General features: G+C 32.1%; 22 protein-coding genes. 6 read left to right on the top strand and 16 right to left on the bottom strand.

What is annotated here, in order from left to right; genetic code table 11:
• Positions 1 to 338 precede the first annotated feature (338 nt).
• The gene (locus Q0770_RS13940; protein ID WP_188374070.1) at positions 339 to 536 is read left to right on the top strand and encodes a hypothetical protein; all 198 of its coding nucleotides are present in this window, start codon (positions 339 to 341) and stop codon (positions 534 to 536) included.
• 27 nt (positions 537 to 563) lie between these two features.
• Here the strand turns inward: Q0770_RS13940 and Q0770_RS13945 are convergent, their stop codons facing one another.
• The 10 genes from Q0770_RS13945 to Q0770_RS13990 all read right to left on the bottom strand — a co-directional run bounded on the left by Q0770_RS13945 (position 564) and on the right by Q0770_RS13990 (position 9,822).
• Positions 564 to 1,502, bottom strand: coding sequence for a LysR substrate-binding domain-containing protein (locus Q0770_RS13945; protein ID WP_299117984.1), 939 nt, complete (start codon positions 1,500 to 1,502; stop codon positions 564 to 566).
• Positions 1,503 to 1,630: 128 nt separating this feature from the next.
• Positions 1,631 to 2,044 (bottom strand): DUF2141 domain-containing protein, encoded by a 414-nt coding sequence (locus Q0770_RS13950; RefSeq protein ID WP_299117986.1) that lies wholly within the window; start codon positions 2,042 to 2,044, stop codon positions 1,631 to 1,633.
• A 156-nt stretch (positions 2,045 to 2,200) separates the two neighbouring features.
• Positions 2,201 to 2,947 (bottom strand): SDR family NAD(P)-dependent oxidoreductase, encoded by a 747-nt coding sequence (locus Q0770_RS13955; protein ID WP_299117988.1) that lies wholly within the window; start codon positions 2,945 to 2,947, stop codon positions 2,201 to 2,203.
• Between the two features lie 60 nt (positions 2,948 to 3,007).
• Complete coding sequence (locus Q0770_RS13960) at positions 3,008 to 3,568, bottom strand: TetR/AcrR family transcriptional regulator (RefSeq protein ID WP_299117990.1); 561 nt, start codon at positions 3,566 to 3,568, stop codon at positions 3,008 to 3,010.
• A gap of 48 nt (positions 3,569 to 3,616) precedes the next feature.
• Positions 3,617 to 4,948: a DUF58 domain-containing protein gene (locus tag Q0770_RS13965; protein WP_299117991.1), complete on the bottom strand. Its 1,332-nt coding sequence runs from the start codon at positions 4,946 to 4,948 to the stop codon at positions 3,617 to 3,619.
• Complete coding sequence (locus Q0770_RS13970) at positions 4,948 to 6,009, bottom strand: MoxR family ATPase (RefSeq protein ID WP_299117992.1); 1,062 nt, start codon at positions 6,007 to 6,009, stop codon at positions 4,948 to 4,950. Before Q0770_RS13970 ends, Q0770_RS13965 begins: the two co-directional genes overlap by 1 nt.
• Positions 6,009 to 7,208, bottom strand: coding sequence for a DUF4350 domain-containing protein (locus Q0770_RS13975; protein WP_299117994.1), 1,200 nt, complete (start codon positions 7,206 to 7,208; stop codon positions 6,009 to 6,011). The genes Q0770_RS13970 and Q0770_RS13975 overlap by 1 nt, the downstream gene beginning before the upstream one ends.
• The gene (locus tag Q0770_RS13980) at positions 7,201 to 7,929 is read right to left on the bottom strand and encodes a hypothetical protein (RefSeq protein WP_299117995.1); all 729 of its coding nucleotides are present in this window, start codon (positions 7,927 to 7,929) and stop codon (positions 7,201 to 7,203) included. Before Q0770_RS13980 ends, Q0770_RS13975 begins: the two co-directional genes overlap by 8 nt.
• The gene (locus tag Q0770_RS13985; protein ID WP_299117997.1) at positions 7,922 to 8,842 is read right to left on the bottom strand and encodes a hypothetical protein; all 921 of its coding nucleotides are present in this window, start codon (positions 8,840 to 8,842) and stop codon (positions 7,922 to 7,924) included. The genes Q0770_RS13980 and Q0770_RS13985 overlap by 8 nt, the downstream gene beginning before the upstream one ends.
• On the bottom strand, positions 8,839 to 9,822 hold the full coding sequence (locus Q0770_RS13990; protein WP_299117999.1) for a stage II sporulation protein M: 984 nt from the start codon (positions 9,820 to 9,822) through the stop codon (positions 8,839 to 8,841). Before Q0770_RS13990 ends, Q0770_RS13985 begins: the two co-directional genes overlap by 4 nt.
• Before the next feature lie 37 nt (positions 9,823 to 9,859).
• Between Q0770_RS13990 and Q0770_RS13995 the strand changes: the two genes are divergently transcribed.
• Together Q0770_RS13995 and Q0770_RS14000 are read left to right on the top strand one after the other, a co-directional pair.
• Positions 9,860 to 10,585, top strand: a complete 726-nt coding sequence (locus Q0770_RS13995; protein WP_299118001.1) for an RDD family protein — start codon at positions 9,860 to 9,862, stop codon at positions 10,583 to 10,585.
• Between the two features lie 128 nt (positions 10,586 to 10,713).
• Positions 10,714 to 11,325, top strand: coding sequence for a trimeric intracellular cation channel family protein (locus Q0770_RS14000; RefSeq protein WP_299118003.1), 612 nt, complete (start codon positions 10,714 to 10,716; stop codon positions 11,323 to 11,325).
• 3 nt (positions 11,326 to 11,328) lie between these two features.
• On the opposite strand, the gene Q0770_RS14005 is transcribed toward Q0770_RS14000, so the two are convergent.
• The 3 genes from Q0770_RS14005 to Q0770_RS14015 form a co-directional block, all read right to left on the bottom strand.
• Complete coding sequence (locus Q0770_RS14005; RefSeq protein WP_299118005.1) at positions 11,329 to 11,823, bottom strand: hypothetical protein; 495 nt, start codon at positions 11,821 to 11,823, stop codon at positions 11,329 to 11,331.
• A gap of 79 nt (positions 11,824 to 11,902) precedes the next feature.
• A complete protein-coding gene (locus Q0770_RS14010) occupies positions 11,903 to 14,047 on the bottom strand; it encodes a M3 family metallopeptidase (protein ID WP_299118007.1) in 2,145 nt (714 codons plus the stop codon).
• A 59-nt stretch (positions 14,048 to 14,106) separates the two neighbouring features.
• Entirely contained in the window at positions 14,107 to 14,802 is a 696-nt protein-coding gene (locus Q0770_RS14015; RefSeq protein ID WP_299118009.1) for a peptidylprolyl isomerase, read from the bottom strand.
• 2 nt (positions 14,803 to 14,804) lie between these two features.
• On the opposite strand from Q0770_RS14015, the gene Q0770_RS14020 reads away from it, so the two are divergent.
• Positions 14,805 to 15,446, top strand: a complete 642-nt coding sequence (locus tag Q0770_RS14020; protein WP_299118011.1) for a CoA pyrophosphatase — start codon at positions 14,805 to 14,807, stop codon at positions 15,444 to 15,446.
• A 48-nt stretch (positions 15,447 to 15,494) separates the two neighbouring features.
• On the top strand, positions 15,495 to 16,292 hold the full coding sequence (locus Q0770_RS14025; RefSeq protein ID WP_299118013.1) for a 1-acyl-sn-glycerol-3-phosphate acyltransferase: 798 nt from the start codon (positions 15,495 to 15,497) through the stop codon (positions 16,290 to 16,292).
• On the opposite strand, the gene Q0770_RS14030 is transcribed toward Q0770_RS14025, so the two are convergent.
• The 3 genes from Q0770_RS14030 to Q0770_RS14040 are packed head-to-tail and all read right to left on the bottom strand — an operon-like array spanning position 16,279 to position 18,421.
• Positions 16,279 to 17,295 (bottom strand): hypothetical protein, encoded by a 1,017-nt coding sequence (locus Q0770_RS14030; RefSeq protein WP_299118015.1) that lies wholly within the window; start codon positions 17,293 to 17,295, stop codon positions 16,279 to 16,281. The genes Q0770_RS14025 and Q0770_RS14030 overlap by 14 nt on opposite strands.
• 12 nt (positions 17,296 to 17,307) lie before the next feature.
• On the bottom strand, positions 17,308 to 17,922 hold the full coding sequence (locus tag Q0770_RS14035) for a hypothetical protein (protein WP_299118016.1): 615 nt from the start codon (positions 17,920 to 17,922) through the stop codon (positions 17,308 to 17,310).
• 4 nt (positions 17,923 to 17,926) lie between these two features.
• Positions 17,927 to 18,421 carry an RNA polymerase sigma factor gene (locus tag Q0770_RS14040; protein WP_299118017.1) on the bottom strand — a complete coding sequence of 165 codons (495 nt, stop codon included), beginning with the start codon at positions 18,419 to 18,421 and terminating at the stop codon, positions 17,927 to 17,929.
• 278 nt (positions 18,422 to 18,699) lie between these two features.
• Here Q0770_RS14040 and Q0770_RS14045 point away from each other — a divergent pair, with 278 nt between their 5' ends.
• Positions 18,700 to 20,853 carry a TonB-dependent receptor gene (locus Q0770_RS14045; protein WP_299118105.1) on the top strand — a complete coding sequence of 718 codons (2,154 nt, stop codon included), beginning with the start codon at positions 18,700 to 18,702 and terminating at the stop codon, positions 20,851 to 20,853.
• Positions 20,854 to 20,864: the final 11 nt, after the last annotated feature.

The raw sequence follows: 20,864 nt of genomic DNA on the forward strand, positions 1-20,864 counted from the left end.
ATTTACATTACCTATCCCTATTGTAGAGATTAATGCAAATCCTGGAATTGGAGCTCAGCAAAACCCTGGCTATTAATTTTAATTAAAAAGTAAAAAAATCAAAGCGGAATTTCGAGGATAAGATTTTCCGCTTTATTTATTATAAACTTTTAACAACAAGTACCAGCTATTTCAGCTTGTAGAAGTTAGTCAATACTATTTTTTAACATAAGAAGCTGTTAAATTTTTAGATAGAAAAATTAAACTAAAGCATTTTTTTTCTAAATTTAAGTTCTATTAAATAATTGCCTATTGAATTAAAGCTACCTTTCGTTTAACCAAAAACCCCCATTATTATTATGGCGAGAGCAATGTTCGAGTACACGAAAACAGTACTCAGTAAGGTAAGTTTTGATGCCACACTTTTCTGTAAAGAAGTTGAAAAAGCAGTAAAACGCCTATTACCATACGAATTAGAGGAATTGCGAATATTTATTCAAAGTTTAATACATCAAAACCCAGAACTAAACCAATGTTTGGTTTATCTTAAAGCATAATAATGAGCGACTTGTAAGTCGCTCATTTTATTTAGATAAAGGACTTATAATTTCGACATCTTGAAACGCAATAGCACCTCTTATAATACCGGAAATAACATTATGCATTGCATCTATAATCTGCATCTTAAGTTCACTTTTATGATAGATAATACTAACTTCCCTTGCTGGAGAAGGCTTTGTAAAATGTCTTAGGTTTGGACTTAGTTTTTCTCTAAAATCTAATGTATGTAGATAGGGAAGTAGTGTCATTCCTAACCCTTCATTTGATAATTTTATGAGTGTCTCGATGCTACCACTTTCAAGCTGGAAACTATCTTCAGCTTGATCCTTAAATGTTTTGCAAAGGTTAATAACACCATCTCTAAAGCAATGACCGTCTTCTAATAAGAGCATATCTTCGATTTCTAAATCAGATACTTCAATTACTTTTTTGTCTTTTAATCTATGATTATTTGGGACATAAGCAACAAATGGTTCATAGTAAAGTACACGTTCTTTTATGGTTTCATTTTCTAGGGGTGTAGCAGCAATAGCAGCATCTAAGTGTCCTTCATTAATCCTTGTTAATATTTCTTCAGTAGTCAACTCTTCGATTTTGAGCTTTACTTTCGGGTATTTTTTAATAAAATTCTTTAGGAACATAGGTAATAGAGTTGGCATTACTGTTGGTATAATACCTAGCCTAAACTCACCGCCTATGAATCCTTTTTGCTGATCTACGATATCTTGAATACGTTCAGCTTCATTAACAATGTTACGCGCTTGAAACACTATTTTACGACCTACATCTGTAAGTTCTATTGGTTTTTTACCTCTGTCAAAGATGATAACATCTAGCTCATCTTCTAGTTTTTGTATTTGTGTGCTTAGAGTAGGTTGCGTAACAAAGCATTTTTCAGCTGCTTTGGTAAAGTTTTTATGTTCAGCTATAGCTAGCGTATATTTAAGTTGAGTAATTGTCATTAGTATTTGTTTAGACTATAAAAATAACAAAAACTATATATTTTAACTATGATTATCAGTTTAAATTATCCATAAAAAAAGCTGCAAATTATTGCAGCTTTTTAATGATGATTGATGAGTTATATTTTTTAGAATCTGATATTGAGTTCTAAATTTTTATCAGCGACAGTAAACTTTGCATCGGCAAATTGTGGAGGTCCAAAATTCATGACATTGTTAGATGCGCCGTAAGCTTCTAGTGGCATTCCGTTTTCTCTAAAGTCCATTTTACCATTATTATTAGCATCATGACTTCCTAATACTGCGTATTCTCCGGGTGTTACGTTTTCAAAAGTGATAGTTACTTTATTGTTTTCAATTTTTGAAGTTTTTCCTTGTACAGGTGCAGCTTTCATAAAAGTGTTTTGTGTATGTAAAGCCATAGAGACTACACCATCGTTATTGGCAACATTGTCTACTGTTACTGTAATAGTTATACCATCTTGGGCAAAGGTTAATAATGAAGAAAATACTAATGCGATTGTTAAGATTGAATTTTTCATGATGATTTTGTTTTATGTGTTATTAATGATTCAAATATCCAATAAAACTCAAGCTATAAATAATCTAACTTACCGAATTGTAGTTTTAATATGATGAAATGTAAAAAGCATCAATTTCTATAAAATTAATGCTTTTAAATCCTAAATATGTGGCTTTTAATTACGCCCAGCCATTACACCTCCATCTGTATCCCAGATAGCTCCCGTTACCCATGATGCTTTATCAGATAATAGGAATGTGATACTTTCTGCTACGTCTTGTGCAGTTCCGTTTCTTCCAATAGGATGAAAGTTATTAAAACCTTCTAGTGCTTTTTCTGCTTCGTCTTTACCACCAAAAACACTATGGTAAACTGGAGTGCTCACCACAGCTGGTGATACAGCATTAACTCTAATATTATGCTCAGATAGCTCCATGGCTAAATGCTGTGTAAAAGAATGTAATCCTGCTTTTTGCATAGAATATGCAGACGATGGCGTTGCTTTAACTGCTTGTTTAGCCCACATAGAGCCCACATTAACAATTGCACCACCATTTGTTTCTTTCATTTTTTTAGCACTTGATTGTGTTGCAAAAAAGAAACCTCTGTTTAGATCTAGATAAGAATCATAATCTTTTTTTGTATGGTCAAGAAATGATTTAGGCCCAAAAATACCAGAAGCATTTACTAAATAATCTAGGTTGTTTAAGCTTTCAATTTTTTGTGACAATGTTTCTACATCATCGGCATTTGTTATATCTATTTTATGTTTCACTAAATTTGATTCATCTTTAATCTTGTCAGGATTTCTTCCTACAATGTGTACAGTTGCACCGTTTTTTAATAATTGTTTTGCAGTAGCATAGCCTATACCACTTGTACCTCCAATTATAAGAGCTGTTTTGTTTTCAAATTGTTTCATATATTTTTATTTTAAATTAGTAAATAGACAGACAAGTCTGTCTTTATTTTGATAAATTTTTTATAGTATTTGTTCGCAAATAGATTTTGCGGATTGTATTGGCCAAGAATTATCTTGTAAGTGACTTTCTGAAATAGCACCTTCATATAAAATAAATATTTGTTTGGCTATTTTAAGACTTTCATCTTTTGTATAAGCTTTTAAATTATCTTGAACTAGATGACTAATAAATTCTATTAATGCCTCTTTTTGAGCTACTATTTCGTTTTTAATTGCAGCATTAGATTTTGGAATTTCTGATACTGTATTAATACACCAACAACCATTAAAATCTTTAGAGTTATAAAATGATTGTAGAAAATCAAAAAGTCCTAATAACTTTTGTTTACCAATTGTTTTAGTGTTTATGAAAGTTTTTAAATCTTCTGTAAAACCTTGATTTTTGTACTTTAAGTAAGCAATACAGATATCTTCCTTAGACTTAAAATGATTGTAAAGTGTTGCCTTTGCAATATTTGCTTCTTTAATTATTTCATTTATTCCGGTACGATTATAACCGTTTTTATAAAATAAATCTGAAGCAGTTTCTATAATATGTTGTCTGACTAAGGAACGTTTCATTATACAAATATAAACAAATTTTATAAAAATAGACAAGTCTGTCTATTTTTATAATAAACCTCTTGCTTTAATCTCTAAATATTTGTTGATTGTGTTTACGGTAAGATGCTCTGGAGCCGTTAAGATAGTTTGTATGCCATATTTATGAAGCTCATTGACAATAAGTTTTTTCTCATAGATAAATTTTTCGGCAATTGTTTTTTGAAAAATTTGATATGTAGTTTCGGCCTTATCTTTTGTTAGCTGATGTAACTCGGTATTTTCAAAAAAGATAACCACTAACAAATGATTTTTGGCAATAGCTTGCAAATATGGCAATTGACGATGCAAAGCATCTAAAGTTTCAAAATTAGTATATAGTAATAATAAGCTTCTTTGTGTTACACTGCGTTTAACATCGACATAAAGTCTAGCGAAATCTGACTCAGAGTAATCAGTATCTATATTATAGAGTGTCTCTAAAATATTATTCATTTGCGAAGGTCGCCGCTCTGCAATAACTCTATTTTCGACCTTACGAGAAAAGGTAAACATTCCGGCTTTGTCTTGTTTTTTTAATGCAACATTACTAATTACCAGTGTAGCATTAATAGCATAGTCTAAGAGGCTTAAACCTTTAAAAGGCATTTTCATGGCTCGCCCTTTATCAATGACGCTATAAATTGGTTGAGAGCGTTCGTCTTGAAACTGATTTACCATTAATTGATTACGCTTGGCAGTGGCTTTCCAGTTAATGTTTCTGATATCATCACCCATTACATAGTCTTTGATTTGCTCAAATTCCATAGTATGGCCAATACGTCTTATTTTTTTTAGACCATATTCAAATAGCTTATTAGAAAAAGCCAAAAGCATAAACTTACGTAACTGCAAAAAAGATGGATAATTTGGTACCATGGCATCTTTACCAAATTGAAATCTTCGTGTTACTAATTTTATAGGTGTATTTACATAAATGTTAAGGTTACCAAAATAGTATTCACCACGTTCTAAAGGTCTAAGCGTATATGTAATCTTCTTTTTTTCTTGGGATTTTAAATAGGTTTCAATTTCAAAATCACGTTTTTGGTATTGAAACGGTAATTCGTCTATGAGTAAGAGTTCAGTTTTGTAGTTGTAACTATTGTTTAATGTAATTTCTATTGGATTATCATCACCATTGCTAAGTTTCTCGGGTAAAACTCGAATAGCATTAATTCCTTTTTGTTTATATAATAAAATCAAGTCTATAACGACTAAAGCCAATGCAACATAGAATAGCATTTTTACAATAGCTAATAATCCAGGGAATAGATAGGCCAAAATATAAAGACCAACTAATATGCCAACTATTGTAAAAAAGCGGGAAGTTAAATAGGTATGTTTAAATAAACGTTTCACTATCTAGGAATCTCAATTGTTTCAAGTATTTGATCTACAACTTTATCTACTGTGAAGGCTTCCATTTCTCTTTCTGGAGTTAATACTAGTCTGTGTTGTAAAACAGCTTTTGTACAGCGCTTAATATCATCTGGTGTTACAAAATCACGACCATTGATTGCTGCATTAGCTTTTGATGCATTTAATATAGCCAAGGATGCTCTAGGAGAAGCTCCAAGATATAAGTTGGCATTAGTTCTGGTATTATGAACAATAGAAGCAATGTAGTTTAGTAAATTATCTTCTACTATAACTTGTTTAATAAGCTGTTGGTATTTTATAATGTTATCTGAAGAAAGTACAGGGGCAATACTATCAAAATCCATTTTGTCTTGACGGCTATGATTATCCATTAAAATCTGTACCTCGTTTTCTAAAGTAGGGTAGTCTACATTAATCTTAAATAAGAAACGGTCTAATTGCGCTTCAGGTAAACGATATGTGCCTTCTTGTTCTATTGGGTTTTGTGTAGCAAATACTAAGAAAGGTGCTGACATTTTGTATTCAGTACCATCCATTGTTATTTGTCTTTCAGCCATTACTTCAAAAAGTGCAGCTTGTGTTTTTGCTGGAGCTCTATTAATCTCATCGATAAGAACTATGTTAGAGAAAATAGGACCTTTTTTGTATTCGAAATCATTGGTTTTGACGTTGAAAATTGAGGTCCCCAAAATATCACTTGGCATTAAATCTGGTGTAAATTGTATACGACTAAAATCTACAGCCATGGTTTTTGCTAACAATTTTGCAGTAACTGTTTTAGCAACACCAGGAACACCTTCTATTAATGCGTGACCATTAGTAAGTATAGAAATAATGAGTAGCTCAATCATTTCGTTTTGACCTACTATAATTTTTGCTATTTCGTTTTTAATTTGCTCAACACTATCTTGAAGCGGTTTTAGGTCAATACGATTTTCAAAAGTTTGCGCTTCTTGCTGTTGCTCATTATTTTGAGCTATTGTTTCTTCTTGCTGCGATTTTGTGTTCTCAGCTTCTGGTGATGTATTTTGTTCTTCCATTAGAAATTATTTTTCGTAAATGTTTCAATTTTTTTATTCAATTCTACAAGTTCTGTTTCAGTATGAAAAGTTTTAGATTTTAGATATAATAAATAATCAACAATGGCTTTAGAATCTTCTTTTGTGTTTGTTGATTTTAGCGAGAGTTTTTCAATAAAGTTAGCGTTGAGATTATTGGTGTCTAAAAAATATTTTGTTCTTACAAATTCTAAGAAGTACTGAATCTTTTTTGAAATTATATTTGAGAAGTCTCCATGTTGGTAGTAGAGTTCTCCTATAGTTTGGGTAAACTCTACTGTAGTATTTTCTAATTTATCTACAACTGGTATAATTCTTTGTGTACGCTTTCCTTTAAAAATCACAAATAAAATTAGGCTAAACATACTAATATAAAATGCCCATTTTAGCGCTGGACTTTTTAAAATATATCGTAAAGGACTAGTGATTATTTTCCGACCACTTTTATAATAGTTGTCCCATATGATTTGTTGTTTTGGTAAGTAAGACAATACAGTAGCAGTATAGTCTTCTTTACCATTCAAAATATGGTAATTAGTAAATGCATATGGATTAGTATGTATATAAAAAGCGCCACCGTTTTCACCAAATTTAGTCTTTATATAATTTGGATGAGATTCGTCTTCGTCTTCAATAGACATAGTGCCTAAAATTGTAGTGTTTAGTGTATCTACTGAAGTGATGTAAGCGTTTTCGATAACATCTTTAAAGAGACGATTACTTTCCTTTTGACTTGGACTCGTAAATTCATTATTTGCTGGTTCTTTTAATAAACCAGAATAATCCATCTTTATATTTAAATTTAGCGTATCAGCCAAATTACCATATAGCGTCTTACTACTTAAAAAAACGGCATTCCCATCATCTACAAAATCCATCAAGGCATTTGCATCTTGTTCAGTAAGTCCAACATATCCATTGATTATAAAAAGAGACTGCTTTTTATCTGACACCTCTTTATTATTAAGGTATAAGAAAATAGATTCGGTATTTTCTAAAACATCACCATCGCTAAAGGTTTTGAGTTCATTAAACAACACATAACAACCTAAAGGAATTTTGTCTGCAGCAGAGTAGGAGTCACTCCAGTTTAGGGGTTTTGGTTTTGTGACTTCAGCAATCATCATTAATAAGATAACCGCTGCAATAACATACAATGCAATTTTTGAGCGCTTATCCATTAGACTTAAGTTTTATAAGCTGATTAAAGTCGTTTTTGTTTTGATTAAAATCAGTTTCGTCAATAGGAAACTCACCATACCAAACATAATCGTATATGTAAGAAGCTCTTTTAAATAGAGACTTAACCTGATTATCTTTTATTTCGCGCAGATAATCATTATTAGTTTTGTCAAAATGCCATTCTATAACACCTTTAACACTTAATGCTTTTAAAGATTTAAGGTACATATAACGTGTTGCAAGTCTAAAATTATTTTCTTTTAAGGCATTACTAATAAGAGTATCAAAATCTATGGTTTCAATATTTTCTTCGATATAGTTAAAGCCGTCAATAGTTTTGTTTTCAGTTTTAAAAACAGAACTAACGGGATTTTCTAACAAAAACTTAATCAATAGGTAAAGTACTCCACAGCCTAAAAGGCCATAGATGATGTATTCTAATGTTTTATAGTTTATATAGCTAATATCTATACCAAATAAATCGCGAAGCCATCCAAAAAACTTTCGCAATACTTGTTGAACTAGGTTAACGCCACCTGTATCGTTTATAGAATAATTAAAGTCGTTACCTGAGTAACGTTCAGAAAGCCCTTCTTTAAAATGATTAACATCAATATTTGAAGAGTCTCGAGCGACTTCTTTTACGGATTCTTGTGCGCTCAAAACTATTGAAGAAACCAAACCTAAAGCGGTAATGTATTTAGTTTTTAGACTATTCATTAATACCGATTTGATTAATTTTTTCTTGGAGAAAAGTATTGTGTTTTAATTCAAACAAATTATAATATAGTACACCAAAAGCTATTTGACTTAAGGCTTGTGCGTATATAAATGATAAAATGAAAATAGCAAAACCAAATGTAAAAACAAGAGTAGTAAATGTACTACCTACTAAATCCGCATTACTTTCCACTGAAAAATAGGTGTATATACCAATAATAAACCCAGGTATTGAAAGGATAAGAGCTGTAATCATAAGATTAAGAATGCCTATCACTAAACCATAACCAATAACCTTTAAAAAGTTAGCGAATGTAAAATTGAAACCTTCAGAAATAGCATCACTAAAACCTTTGTTTTTAGAAAACATGGACATAAATGTGAGGCCAAAAATGGCAGAAAGTGTAAAACTCATTCCGTATTGAGCTATAAAACCTAAAAAAGGAATAAAAGATATCATCAGAGATATTATCAAATAAGCCACATAGATAAGTGCCCCTACAATAATCAATAGGATAATATTTCCTATATTTTTTATTATTTGTTTCCAGATGGATTTAGATTCTATTTGACCACCTGTTTTTACATACTGCGCTATATAAGAACTCGAAAAGCTATAGTTAATAAGAGAAGTGACAAATATTATTAAAAATAAAATTATTGCACCAGCAAAAAAATAGCTTTCTGTATCTAGATTGTTCCCCATCCCAAATCTAAAATCACGGCTAGCTAAGCCCATAAAACCTGTAACTAATAAGTAAGCAGCAACAATCGTTAAGACAATACTAATGGCGTTATACCTAAGATATAACATGCTGTAATGCTTAAAATTATATTTTAAGAATAAGAAGTAATTATTAATAATATCTCCAAAACCACTACGGTTTCTAAATTCTATATATGGTTGTTTCACGCGAGTTGTAGTTTAGGAACGCTTCTATTTATAGCTCTGTTTAGCAATATTGGATAAGCTATATAGTAATAGATAATAATAAATAATGATAGGAATATAATGCCATAAGCAACTGGCCAAGGCATTTGTTCTCCATAGCGTGTTATAAAACCTTCAATAAAACCGGCAATTATAAAAAACGGAATAGTACTCACAACAATTTTTAAGCCATCTTTAGCACCTTTCATAAAAGCGACTCGACGTGAATAGGTTTTAGGAAATAAAAAACTATTTCCCATAACTAAACCTGCACAACCAGCAATTACAATAACCGATATCTCTATAGTGCCATGTAGCCAAACGGTTGAGGTTTTTTCTAAAATGCCATAATTGTAAAAAAACGTTATAAAAGCACCAAGCATAATACCGTTGCTAAACAAGACGTAAATGGTACCAACACTAAAAAATATACCAAACGCAAAAGCAATAATAGCCACTCGTATATTATTGATGGTAATACCTAGGAACGTACCAATATGACTTCCGCTTTTATAAACAGCCATAGGTTCTCCTTTTTCAATATTTTCGATAGTCATGTTTACGTAACCATCACCAAGAATTAATCTCACAAAAGAATCGTCATTTAGAGTAGATACAGCACCTATAATTACGGCAGCCATGAATATTAAAAATGTATGCAACAGTGTTTTGTGGTATTGTCTAAAGAACAATGGAAACTCATCTCTCCAGAACGAAACTATTTTGTTCTTTGATTCTCTTTTAGTGATATAAATTTTTTGATGCGCTTGTGATGCTAACGAATTTAGGTAAAGTAAGGTTTTACTTTCAGGATAATAGGTCTGCGCATAAGCCAAATCATTAGTAAGTTGTATGTAATAAGAAGCTAAATCATCAGGATTTATTTTCACATTATTATCTAATGCTTTTTCAAATACAATCCATTTTTCCTTATTTTGCTTGACGAAAGATGCTTCGCGCATAAATTCTTTTTAATTTTAAAAACGAATATACATTTCAATGAGCAAATTAGCAATTAACACTGCACAAAATGTAAACCTAGATTATAAGCTAATTGGTCTTGGGGAAAGAATGGTTGCTTTTCTTATTGATGGCATTATTTTACTTACATATATGACCATTATGGAAAACCTTGTAAATCTGTCTCAAATTTTTGATGCAGATGGTTGGACAAGAAGAGGTTTTTTAGGACTGTTTTATTTACCAGCGTTTTTTTATTCTTTGATTTGCCATATCATTTTTGGTGGTCGTACTATTGGAAAAATGATTATGAAAATTAAAGTGGTACGTCTAGATGGTGCACCAACACAATGGTATAATCTTTTTGTGAGATGGATGCTGCGAATTATTGATATCTGGATGTTTTTTTCATCTATTGGAGTGCTGAGTATTTTGCTTTCAGATAGGAAACAACGTGTTGGTGACGCTGCTGCAGGTACTGTAGTTATTAGTATTAAAAAGAAACATAAAATCACTAGTACTATTTTAGAAGATATTACTGATGATTACAAACCTGTATTTAATAATGTAACACTATTATCTGATAAAGATGTAAGAATCATAAAAGAAGCATTTTTAATATCTAAGAAAAATACAGATTATAAAACGCTGAATCTTTTGAGAAAGAAAATCTGCGATATATTACAGATAAAATCTGAATTATATGATTTGCAATTTATTGATACTATTTTAAAAGATTACAATTACTACACGCAAAACATGTAAGCAGAGTGCTAATTTTTCTTTCTAGAAAAAGTATGCAAATCGCTTATGCTGAGCTTGTCGAAGTATCTTAAAAAAGGAATGATTTATGCTTAAGTTGAAAGACGTATTTTAAATAAAAAACAAATAAAGTGTTCATTCAAACTATAGATATACTAGGTACAGTTGCATTTGCTATTTCGGGAGTCTTAGTAGCAATGAACAAAAAAATGGACCCATTTGGTGTCTTTATTATTGCTTTTGTTACTGCAGTTGGAGGTGGTACATTAAGAGATATTTTAATTGGAGCAACACCAGTTTTTTGGATGCAAGACATGACCTTTATATTGGTTATCTCTTTGGCATCAGTATTTGCAGTAGTATTTAGAAATTACATAAAACATTTAAGGCGTTCATTATTTTTGTTCGATACGATTGGTATTGGGCTTTATACTGTAATTGGTATAGAAAAAGGAATTTCTGCAGATTTGCACCCTATTATTTGTGTGACTTTAGGTACCATGTCCGCATGTTTTGGCGGTGTTATTAGAGATATTTTATGTAATGAAATCCCCGTGATTTTCAGAAAAGAAGTATATGCAACAGCATGTATTTTGGGCGGACTCGCTTACTTTGGATTTGATGCTTTCTTACAAGATCAGAATCTATTGTTTTTAATAGCTGGAGCTGTAGTAATAGCTATTAGATTAGCAGCAGTTATATTTAAGATTAGCTTGCCGAGTTTGTATAAAAAAGATAGTTAAATGTTATTTTACTTCTTTAAATTGAGTACTCAGATATAGTTGTTCCCATTCTCCATTTACATAATTTCCAACTTTAAAATTATATGTTGAATCATTAACGTATTCCCACATGTCTGTTACGGTTGAAGTTCCATAAGTGTATTGATATATAATATTTTTACCTTTAGAGAAGACAGTACCTTTAGTTAATCCACCGAAAACATCAAACTCCCAAAATTTCAAACTTTTAGTGACTTTATCATACATTCTAATTCCATGATTTCTTAACCCTAACTTAGTCTGTTCTTTATCAATATACCCAATAGATTTTGCAATAACTATTGAGTTATCTAAAGAATATTCAAAATTTATTTCTTGATAAAATTTGCTTCCATCTCCCCAATTTCCATTTGCTTTCCATGTTTTTTCTACAAGATTGTCGAAAATTGAGAGATTAGATTTTTGAGCATAAGCCCCAATAGAAACTAATAGAATAAATATCAATATATAATTTTTCATAATTGAATATAACTAGTAATATATTTAGACATTATACTAATATCCCGAATTATTTTCGGGATATTAGTATAAATATGTTTTACTCTAAAGTCACAGGAAACCCTCTGTCTTTCATTAAGGCTTCAATCTTAGCATCACGACCTCTAAATAGTCGATATGCTTCTGCTGGATCCATAGCATTACGAGGCGCAAATAAATATTTCACCAATTTGTCGGCAACATTTTTATCATAAAATCCGTCAGGAGCTTCTCTAAATGCTTCAGAAGCATCACTTGTTAGTACATCTGCCCACATGTAACCATAATAAGCCGTGGCGTAACCTTCACCGGAAAACACATGACCAAAATGTGGTGTACGATGACGCATTGGTAATTCTTTTGGCATGCCGAGGTCTGTTAAGGTTTCACGTTCAAACGTATCAATATCTATATCTGTTGGATCTGCCAAATGCAGTTTCATATCCATTAATGCAGATGCTAGATATTCAGTAGTGCCAAATCCTTGGTTAAAGGTGGCAGCATTTTTAATTTTTTCTACTAATTCTGCTGGGATTGGTTCTCCAGTTTTATAGTGAACTAAAAATTGGTTAATGACTTTATCTGTAGATAACCAACGTTCTAATAATTGCGATTGAAATTCTGTGTAATCTCTAACACCACCATTTAAGGTTGGATACTTTACATTAGAAGAGTAGAAGTGAAGTGCATGTCCAAACTCATGAAAAAATGTTGTTGCATCATCCCAAGAGATTAACACAGCTTCGCCTGGAGCTGGCTTTACAAAGTTATTATTGTTAGAGGCCAAAACATTTGTTTCTCCTTCAAAAGAGGTGTAACTTCTATAGGTTGTCGCCCAAGCACCAGAACGTTTGCCTTCTCTAGCATAAGTGTCTAAATACCATAAACCTATATGCTTGCCAGAATCTTTGTCAGTTACTTCCCAAACTTTTACGTCTTTATGGAATACAGGTACTGAGCCTTCTTCAACAGGAGTAAATTTGTAATTAAACAATTCACCCGCAGTAAAAAACATGGCTTCGCGTAATTTGTCTAATTGTAAGTATTGCTTTACCTCGTCACTATCTAAATCATATTTCTTTTTACGCACTTTTTCTGCATAGTAACGATAATCCCATGGTTCTATAGTAATATTATCTCCAAGTTCATTAGCAACAGTTTGCATGTCTGTAACTTCTTCTTTAACACGAGCTGTTGATGCTGGCCAAACCTTAAGCATCAAATCCATAGCATTCTCTGGAGTTTTTGCCATACGATCTTGCAAACGCCATTGTGCATAATTCTCATAACCCATTAAGCCAACACGTTCTTTGCGGAGTTTTAAAATCTCAGCTATAATCTTATTGTTGTCATACTCATCACCATTATCACCTCTAGAATAGTAGTTTTTCCATACTTGTTTACGTAACTCTCGCTCAGTAGAATATTTTAAAAACGGATCCATTGACGATCTTGTATTTACAATAGCATACTTACCGTCTTGACCTTTGTCCGTTGCAATTTTGGCAGCAGATTTTATAAAGCCTTCTGATAAACCACCTAATTGTTCTTTTGTCAAATACGTCACATAGTTTTCCTCGTCATGAAGAACATTGTTACCAAACTTAGTATATAAGGTTGAGAGTTCCTTATTGATTTCGGCATAACGTTTTTTCTTGTCAGCATCAAGGTTGGCGCCGTTCATTTCAAAACCTTTGTAAGTTAAATCTACAACACGTTGTGCTTGGGACTCTAAAGGTGTTTTTTGTGACGCTTCGTAAACTGCTTTTACACGCTGGAAGAGTTTTTCGTTTTGCGTAATCTTAGAATTAAATTCGGATAGTTTAGGTGCTAATTCTGCTTGAACCTTTCTAAACTCTGGAGAAGATACATTACTAGACATAATGCCATAATATGCAAATACACGGTTTAACTCTTTACCAGCAGCCTCCATTGCCGAAATAGTGTTCTCAAAAGTTGGTGCTTCTGTATTGTTTGCAATGGCATCAATTTCTGCAAGATTGAGTTCCATACCTTTTTCTACAGCTTCTTTTAGATCGTCGACGCTCATTTTGTCAAAAGCTGGCACACCTTCAAAAGGTCCAGTCCACTCTTGGAGTAATACATTGTCTGTCATAAGTTCGTCGGTTATTTTTGCATCTTCTTTACAGCTAGATACTAATATAATACTGCAAATTGCTGCAGTTTTTATAGATTTTGAAATCATGATATTGAAGTTAAAATTAGTGTGTACAAGTTATGAAAATTGAAATTTTAGAATCTTAATTATTCTATAATTTCGACAGTTTTGATATAAACGCTTTTTATTGGCCATTCGCCATCATCAGTTTCAACAGCATTAATTTTATCAACCACGTCCATACCAGTAATGACTTCTCCGAAAACGGTATAATCACCATCTAAAAAAGGTGCGCCTCCTTTTCTGTTTACAATAAAAAACTGATATGGTGAAGCCAATTTATATGGGTTTTCAATCTCGCTACTAGGCATTGATACTGCACCGCGTTTATGCTTATAACCATTTTTTGTATCTGGAGGTAATAAGTACCGCCCAATTTTTTTACGACGCTTGGCAATGTTCATACCATCACTACTACCTCCTTGAATTATAAAATTTGGAACTACTCGGTAAAATTGGGTGTAGTCAAAATAGTTTTGCTTTGCCAGAAATATAAAATTAGCACGATGGAATCTTGTTTTCTTGTAGAGTAAAATATCAATATTACCAAAGTCTGTAACAATACGCACTTTATTTTCTTTATGTGCTTCAGAATAATCCAAGAAGAATTGCAAAGCATTATCATCCGTTAATCTTGGGTATTGACGCTCTTGCTTTTTTTTCTTTGGCGCTTCAGTTTTTACTGTAATTGTGTCCTTTGCGACTTTGGTATTTTGTTTTGAAGTTTGTTTATCTTCACAACTCAATAAAAAACAAACACAACAAAAAAGTAGAATTCTCATAAATGGACTTTAATACGTTTTTAGAATCAATTGTAAATATAAAACATCTTCCACTTTTAGGGGAAGAAGCACATGCAAAACTATCGCCACCTTACCGATTAGATTTAGCCGAAAAATATAAAGAAAAAAGAAAGTCGGCATCAAAAGCTGGTGTAATGGCACTATTCTACCCTGATGAGAATTGTAAAACACATTTGGTATTTATACTGCGAAAATCATACAAAGGTGTACATTCTGGACAAATTGGCTTTCCTGGAGGAAAAGTTGAGAAAACAGATTTGGATATTATGGAGACAGCACTTCGTGAAACAGAAGAAGAAATTGGTGTGCCAACAAAACAAGTTGAAGTACTTAAAACCTTATCGCCGCTTTATATTCCGCCAAGTAATTTTATGGTACATCCTTTTTTAGGCATTTCTAGAGACACCTTACAATTTGTAAAACAGGAAACTGAGGTAGAGGAAATTCTTGAAGTTAGATTAAATGACTTTTTAGATGACCGCAATATTGTAAACACAAAAGTGCCAACGAGTTATAATGTGGAAGTTGAGGTGCCTGCTTTTAAACTTAATGGACATATTGTTTGGGGAGCAACAGCTATGATGCTTAGCGAAATTAAAGTATTATTAAAAGACATACTCTAAGTAGTAGATTTTCTTACATTTGCTATCCGACTAACCAGATTTGATATTATGGGTTTATTCAAAACCAATCCTTTTGGGCATATACTTTTTGTAAAAAAATGGCTAATCAGAATCTTGGGTTTATTAACTCATAGACGCTTTAGAGGTTTTAATGATTTGCAAATTGAAGGCTCAGAAATTATTAAAAACTTACCAGATACTAACGTACTTTTTATATCTAACCACCAGACATATTTTGCTGATGTTATTGCCATGTTTCATGTGTTTAATGCAAGTCTTAGTGGTCGATTAGACAACATTAAAAATGTGGGTTATCTCTGGAATCCTAAGCTTAACATGTATTATGTTGCAGCAAAAGAGACTATGAAATCGGGTTTGATTCCCAAAATTTTTGCCTATACGGGTTCTATAAGTATTGAGCGAACTTGGCGTTCGCAAGGAAAAGATATAAACCGTCAAGTAAAGATGAGTGATATTAGTGCTATAAAGAAAGCACTAGACGATGGTTGGGTCGTCACGTTTCCGCAAGGGACTACTACACCTTTTAAACCTATTAGAAAAGGAACAGCCCATATCATTAAACAATATAAGCCTATTGTTGTACCTATTGTCATTGATGGTTTTAGGCGCTCGTTTGATAAGAAAGGACTCCGAATTAAGAAGAAGAATATCTATCAATCTTTTGAGGTAAAACAGCCTTTACAAATTGATTACGAGAATGAATCTATTGCAGAGATTGTAGAAAAAATAGAATATGCTATTGAGCAACATCCTTCATTTTTAAAGGTTATTCCTCAAGAAGAGCTAGAAGAAAGAGAACGTTTAAATAAGCTTAGAGATTGGTAAGTTTAGCTTTTGTATTTTCTATTTCAGTTTTAAAACGCTTGACTTCATCTACACTTAGTGCTATAGATTTATAACCTTTTTTGATGCCATATAAGCTAGATATTGTATTTGTTTTATTCAAATGAATAATAGTATTGTGACTTTCTAGACCTCCTAATAATGATAACCTTTGCAAATCTTTATTAGTTTCAATATCCTTAGATGATATCTCAATAGAATCAATATCGACGAGCTTAATTTCAGTTTCTTTCATTATACCATATCTTAATAATAATGTTTGTTTGGTTAGTATAATTGGACGCTTTAATATAGATTTTACGAAACCAAAGATTTGTATACAAGTGTAAATACTTAGGCCTGTTAATATCCATGCTACAGTTGTATTCCAACTTGCTAATAGTAGATGAAATACTAGAGTTTCAATAGCAATTAAAAATAGAAACGTAATTAGTAGAGTTAAGCTTCCGCTTTCTTTGTGGTAAGTAAACTCATTTGGCTGTAATGTTCTTTTTTTCCAATAGATAAACCCGTAGTAAAAGACAGATATCTCAGTGACAAATGGTATTACTGCGCCTTTTGGTAATATATCATAGCAGGTGTGTTTTAGTACAGTATAGAAATCTGAATCCTCAACACGTTTTGACTTGAAGCTTTTTATAGCCTTTACAACATTGTAAATTATAAATGAAGCAATGAATAATTCAATAATAGGAAGAGCCCATGTTTTAAAAAGGCTTAAAATATTTTGTTGTTCTTCTGGTAGAATAAATGAAGCCAAAACAACTCCTGCAATCGTAACGGGTAATACAGAAATCTTCGGAATAGATGTTTTACGTATTAATAGAAAATATATAATTGGGATAGTTAATAAAACATCTATTGTTATTGCTCTCGATAAGTGATTAGGTTCAGATATAAAAAATGTAGATGTGCTAACTAAATAGATTGATAAGAATGAGAGTGCTACAAAACCTAAAATTGATACTTTCCGTTGTAGAGTCATATATTTTTTAATTTATACTTCTAGTTTTTTAAGTTCCTTATAATTTCTATTTAAACGTTTTAAAAGAATCCCATAAAGCAAATAGTAAATGCCATAGAAAAATGCAATTATTGCGGCAGTAATTAAAACTATTACAATACCTAGCGTTGCATACTCAGCAAAATGAGCACTGGCATTAAATTTCTCGGCGCCACCTTCAGTAGTCACATATCCAATATATAGACCTACACAAGAAAAAATCCCTGCCATGACCAAATTAAAAAGAACATAATTTTTTACAGTACGTCTAGTTTTAAGTATAGTTTTTATTAATTTTCTAACACTATCTGTTGTTGTAATATTTTTATAATTTTTATAAAACAAATAAACAAATACTGCAATGACAGGAAAGGTTGCGTAGGATAATATCTCTATCCATTTTGGAAATTCTATCTGCCCTTCAATCTTTGGGTTTAATAATATGAGTAATAACCCAATTCCAAATTCGATAAGGCTGATGTAAAAAATCCATTTTACAATGCTCGACGATTTGGCATGGGACATATTGTAAATCTCATCATATGTGAGCTCAGGATACTCAATCGTATCACGCTGCCAATCCTTTTTTAATAATTCTAATTCATCCATAGTATTACGGATTTAGTATTGTTTTTAATTTCTTCTTTACACGGTTCATCTTTACTCGTGCATTAACCTCAGTTATACCAAGGGTAGCACTAATTTCTCTATAATCTTTATCCTCTAGATATAAGAATACTAGTGCTTTTTCTATATCATTTAACTGATGTACTGCATTGTACAACAGTTTTAATTGTTCTTCCTCTGTACTATCGTATTCTTCTGCTTTGATTTTAAACTGATAAGCATCAAAATCATCAGTTTGTATACGACGTTTGGATTTACGGTATAATGTAATTGCCGTATTTAAGCCTACACGATACATCCAAGTACTGAACTTACTATCACCTCTAAACTTTGGATATGCACGCCATAACTGTATGGTAATCTCTTGAAAGAGATCGTTATGCGCATCCTGATTATTGGTATAAAGCCTACATACTTTATGCACAATATTCTGATGTTTTTGAAGCTGCTCTACAAAGCTATGTTCAAGTTCTTTATTCAATAGTTTCTGGTGGTTGATTTAGTTACTATGTAAGTAGTCAAAGATATAGTTATGTTACATTTATAAAGATAAAATTCAGAAATAAATACGTATTCATTTACCTACATAGACAAATATGCATGAAAATGCAATTCGTCATTAAAAAGTTACAGTTCGGTAATTTATAATTTCCAAAGTTTAGAAAAGAGCGGAAGTTTGCTTCATCAATTAATACGAATAGTAAATCATCAATCATGAAATCGAAGATTCAAGAATACCAAAATAATGATAGAAAATCCATGAGTAAGTATTTATCAATCATTCTATTTATAGCTTTTGGCCTCATCAGCCAAGCTCAAACAACAATTTCAGGAAAAGTCATAGACACTAAAGGCAATCCAATATTTGGAGCTAACGTATACCTAAATGGCACTTATGATGGTGCTACAACTATGGAAGATGGTAAGTTTTCTTTTGAAACAGAAGAAACAGGAACTCAATCTTTAGTCGTTTCATTCTTATCCTATGAGACAAAAACTCTGACATTAGATGCTTCACTATTAAATACATTAGAAATTAAACTCCGCGAAGATGTTAATGCTTTAGATACTGTTGTTTTATCGGCTGGTACTTTCGAGGCTAATGATAACAGCAAAGTCTCTGTGTTAAAACCTTTAGATGTGGTAACTACTGCAAGTGCTTTAGGTGATTTTGTAGGCGCATTGCAAACCCTGCCAGGCACATCAAACAATGCCGAAGATGGACGGCTTTTTGTACGTGGCGGTAATGCGGATGAAACCCAGATTTTCATAGACGGTATTCGTGTATTTACACCATATACGCCAACAACTAATAATTTACCAACACGAGGTCGATACTCACCATTTTTATTTGATGGGATTACATTTTCAACAGGTGGTTATTCTGCAGAGTATGGACAAGCACTATCTAGTGTATTGTTATTGAATACAATAGATGAACCAGATCAAGAAAAGACAGATATTGGTATTATGACTGTTGGTGCTGCACTTGGTAATACTCAGAAATGGGAAAAATCTTCATTAAGCGTTAACGCAACATATATAAATCTAGCACCTTATTTACAAGTTTTTGAAGACAGAAATGATTGGGAAAAGCCTTTTGAAGCAGCTCAAGGTGAAGCTGTGTTTAGACGTAAGTTTACAAACGGAACATTAAAATTTTATGCAGCTTTTGATACTACAAATTTTGAATTAACTCAAGAAGATATTAATGAAGAAGATGGATTGCAGTTTAAGCTGAATAATAAAAACTTTTATACAAACACATCTTATAAAGGTATACTGAACAATAACTGGAGTATAGTTACGGGCTTAAGTTATACCTATGCAAGAAATAAAATAGGTGTTGAGATGAATGATATAGATGATACTGAAAATTCGTTTCACGCTAAGTTGAAGCTAAAAAAACGTTTCAGTAGTAGGTTTAAGCTAAATTTTGGAGTGGAGCAGTTTTTAACTGATTTTAATGAAGATTTTTCTAATTCATCTTTTAGCGATTCATACGGATTCAATAACAACATAACTGCAGGTTTTGCAGAAGCGGATTTAGTATTCTCTAAAGACTTAGCCTTAAAAGTAGGCTTAAGAGCAGACTATAGCTCCATCTTTGAAAGCTTTAATCTAGCGCCTCGTACAGCATTAGCCTATAAAGTATCTGATAATGCGCAAGTGTCTTTGGCTTACGGTAACTTTTTTCAGAATCCAAGTGCAGGGGCTTTAAAATTTAGTCAAGATTTGGTGCCACAAAGAACAGATCATTACATATTCAATTACCAGTATGTTAATGATGGTCGCATTTTTAGAGCTGAGTTATATCGAAAAGATTATGACAATTTGGTGAAATTTGATACTCAATTTGAACAGCCTAGTAGCAATTTCAATTCTAGCGGTAGTGGATACGCTCAAGGCTTAGACGTTTTTTGGAGAGATAATACAAGTATTAAGAATTTAGATTACTGGGTAAGCTATTCGTTATTAGATACACAGCGCGACCATCGTAATTTTCCAAATGCGGCTCAACCAAATTTTGCGAGTAAGCATAACTTCTCAGTAGTTGGAAAGTATTGGGTAGAAAGCTTAAAAAGTCAAATAGGTTTGGATTATGTGCATGCTTCTGGTCGACCATATACTGACCCAAATACCAATCAGTTTTTAGGAGGACGTACTAAAAGTTTTAATAATATAAGTTTTAATTGGGCGTATTTAATAAGTCAGCAGAAGATTTTGTATTTCTCAGTAAATAATGTGTTTGGATTTAATAATATAAACGGTTACCAATATGCAAATACGCCAAATGCAAACGGGAATTTTAGCAGACGCGCATTAACACCTGCAGCAGACCAATTCTTTTTTGTAGGATTCTTTTGGACGATTAGTGAAAAAGGGACAGATAATCAGTTGAATAACTTATAATTAATTAGGAA

Origin of the sequence: uncultured Winogradskyella sp., assembly GCF_947501905.1 — a bacterium.
GTDB lineage: Bacteria > Bacteroidota > Bacteroidia > Flavobacteriales > Flavobacteriaceae > Winogradskyella.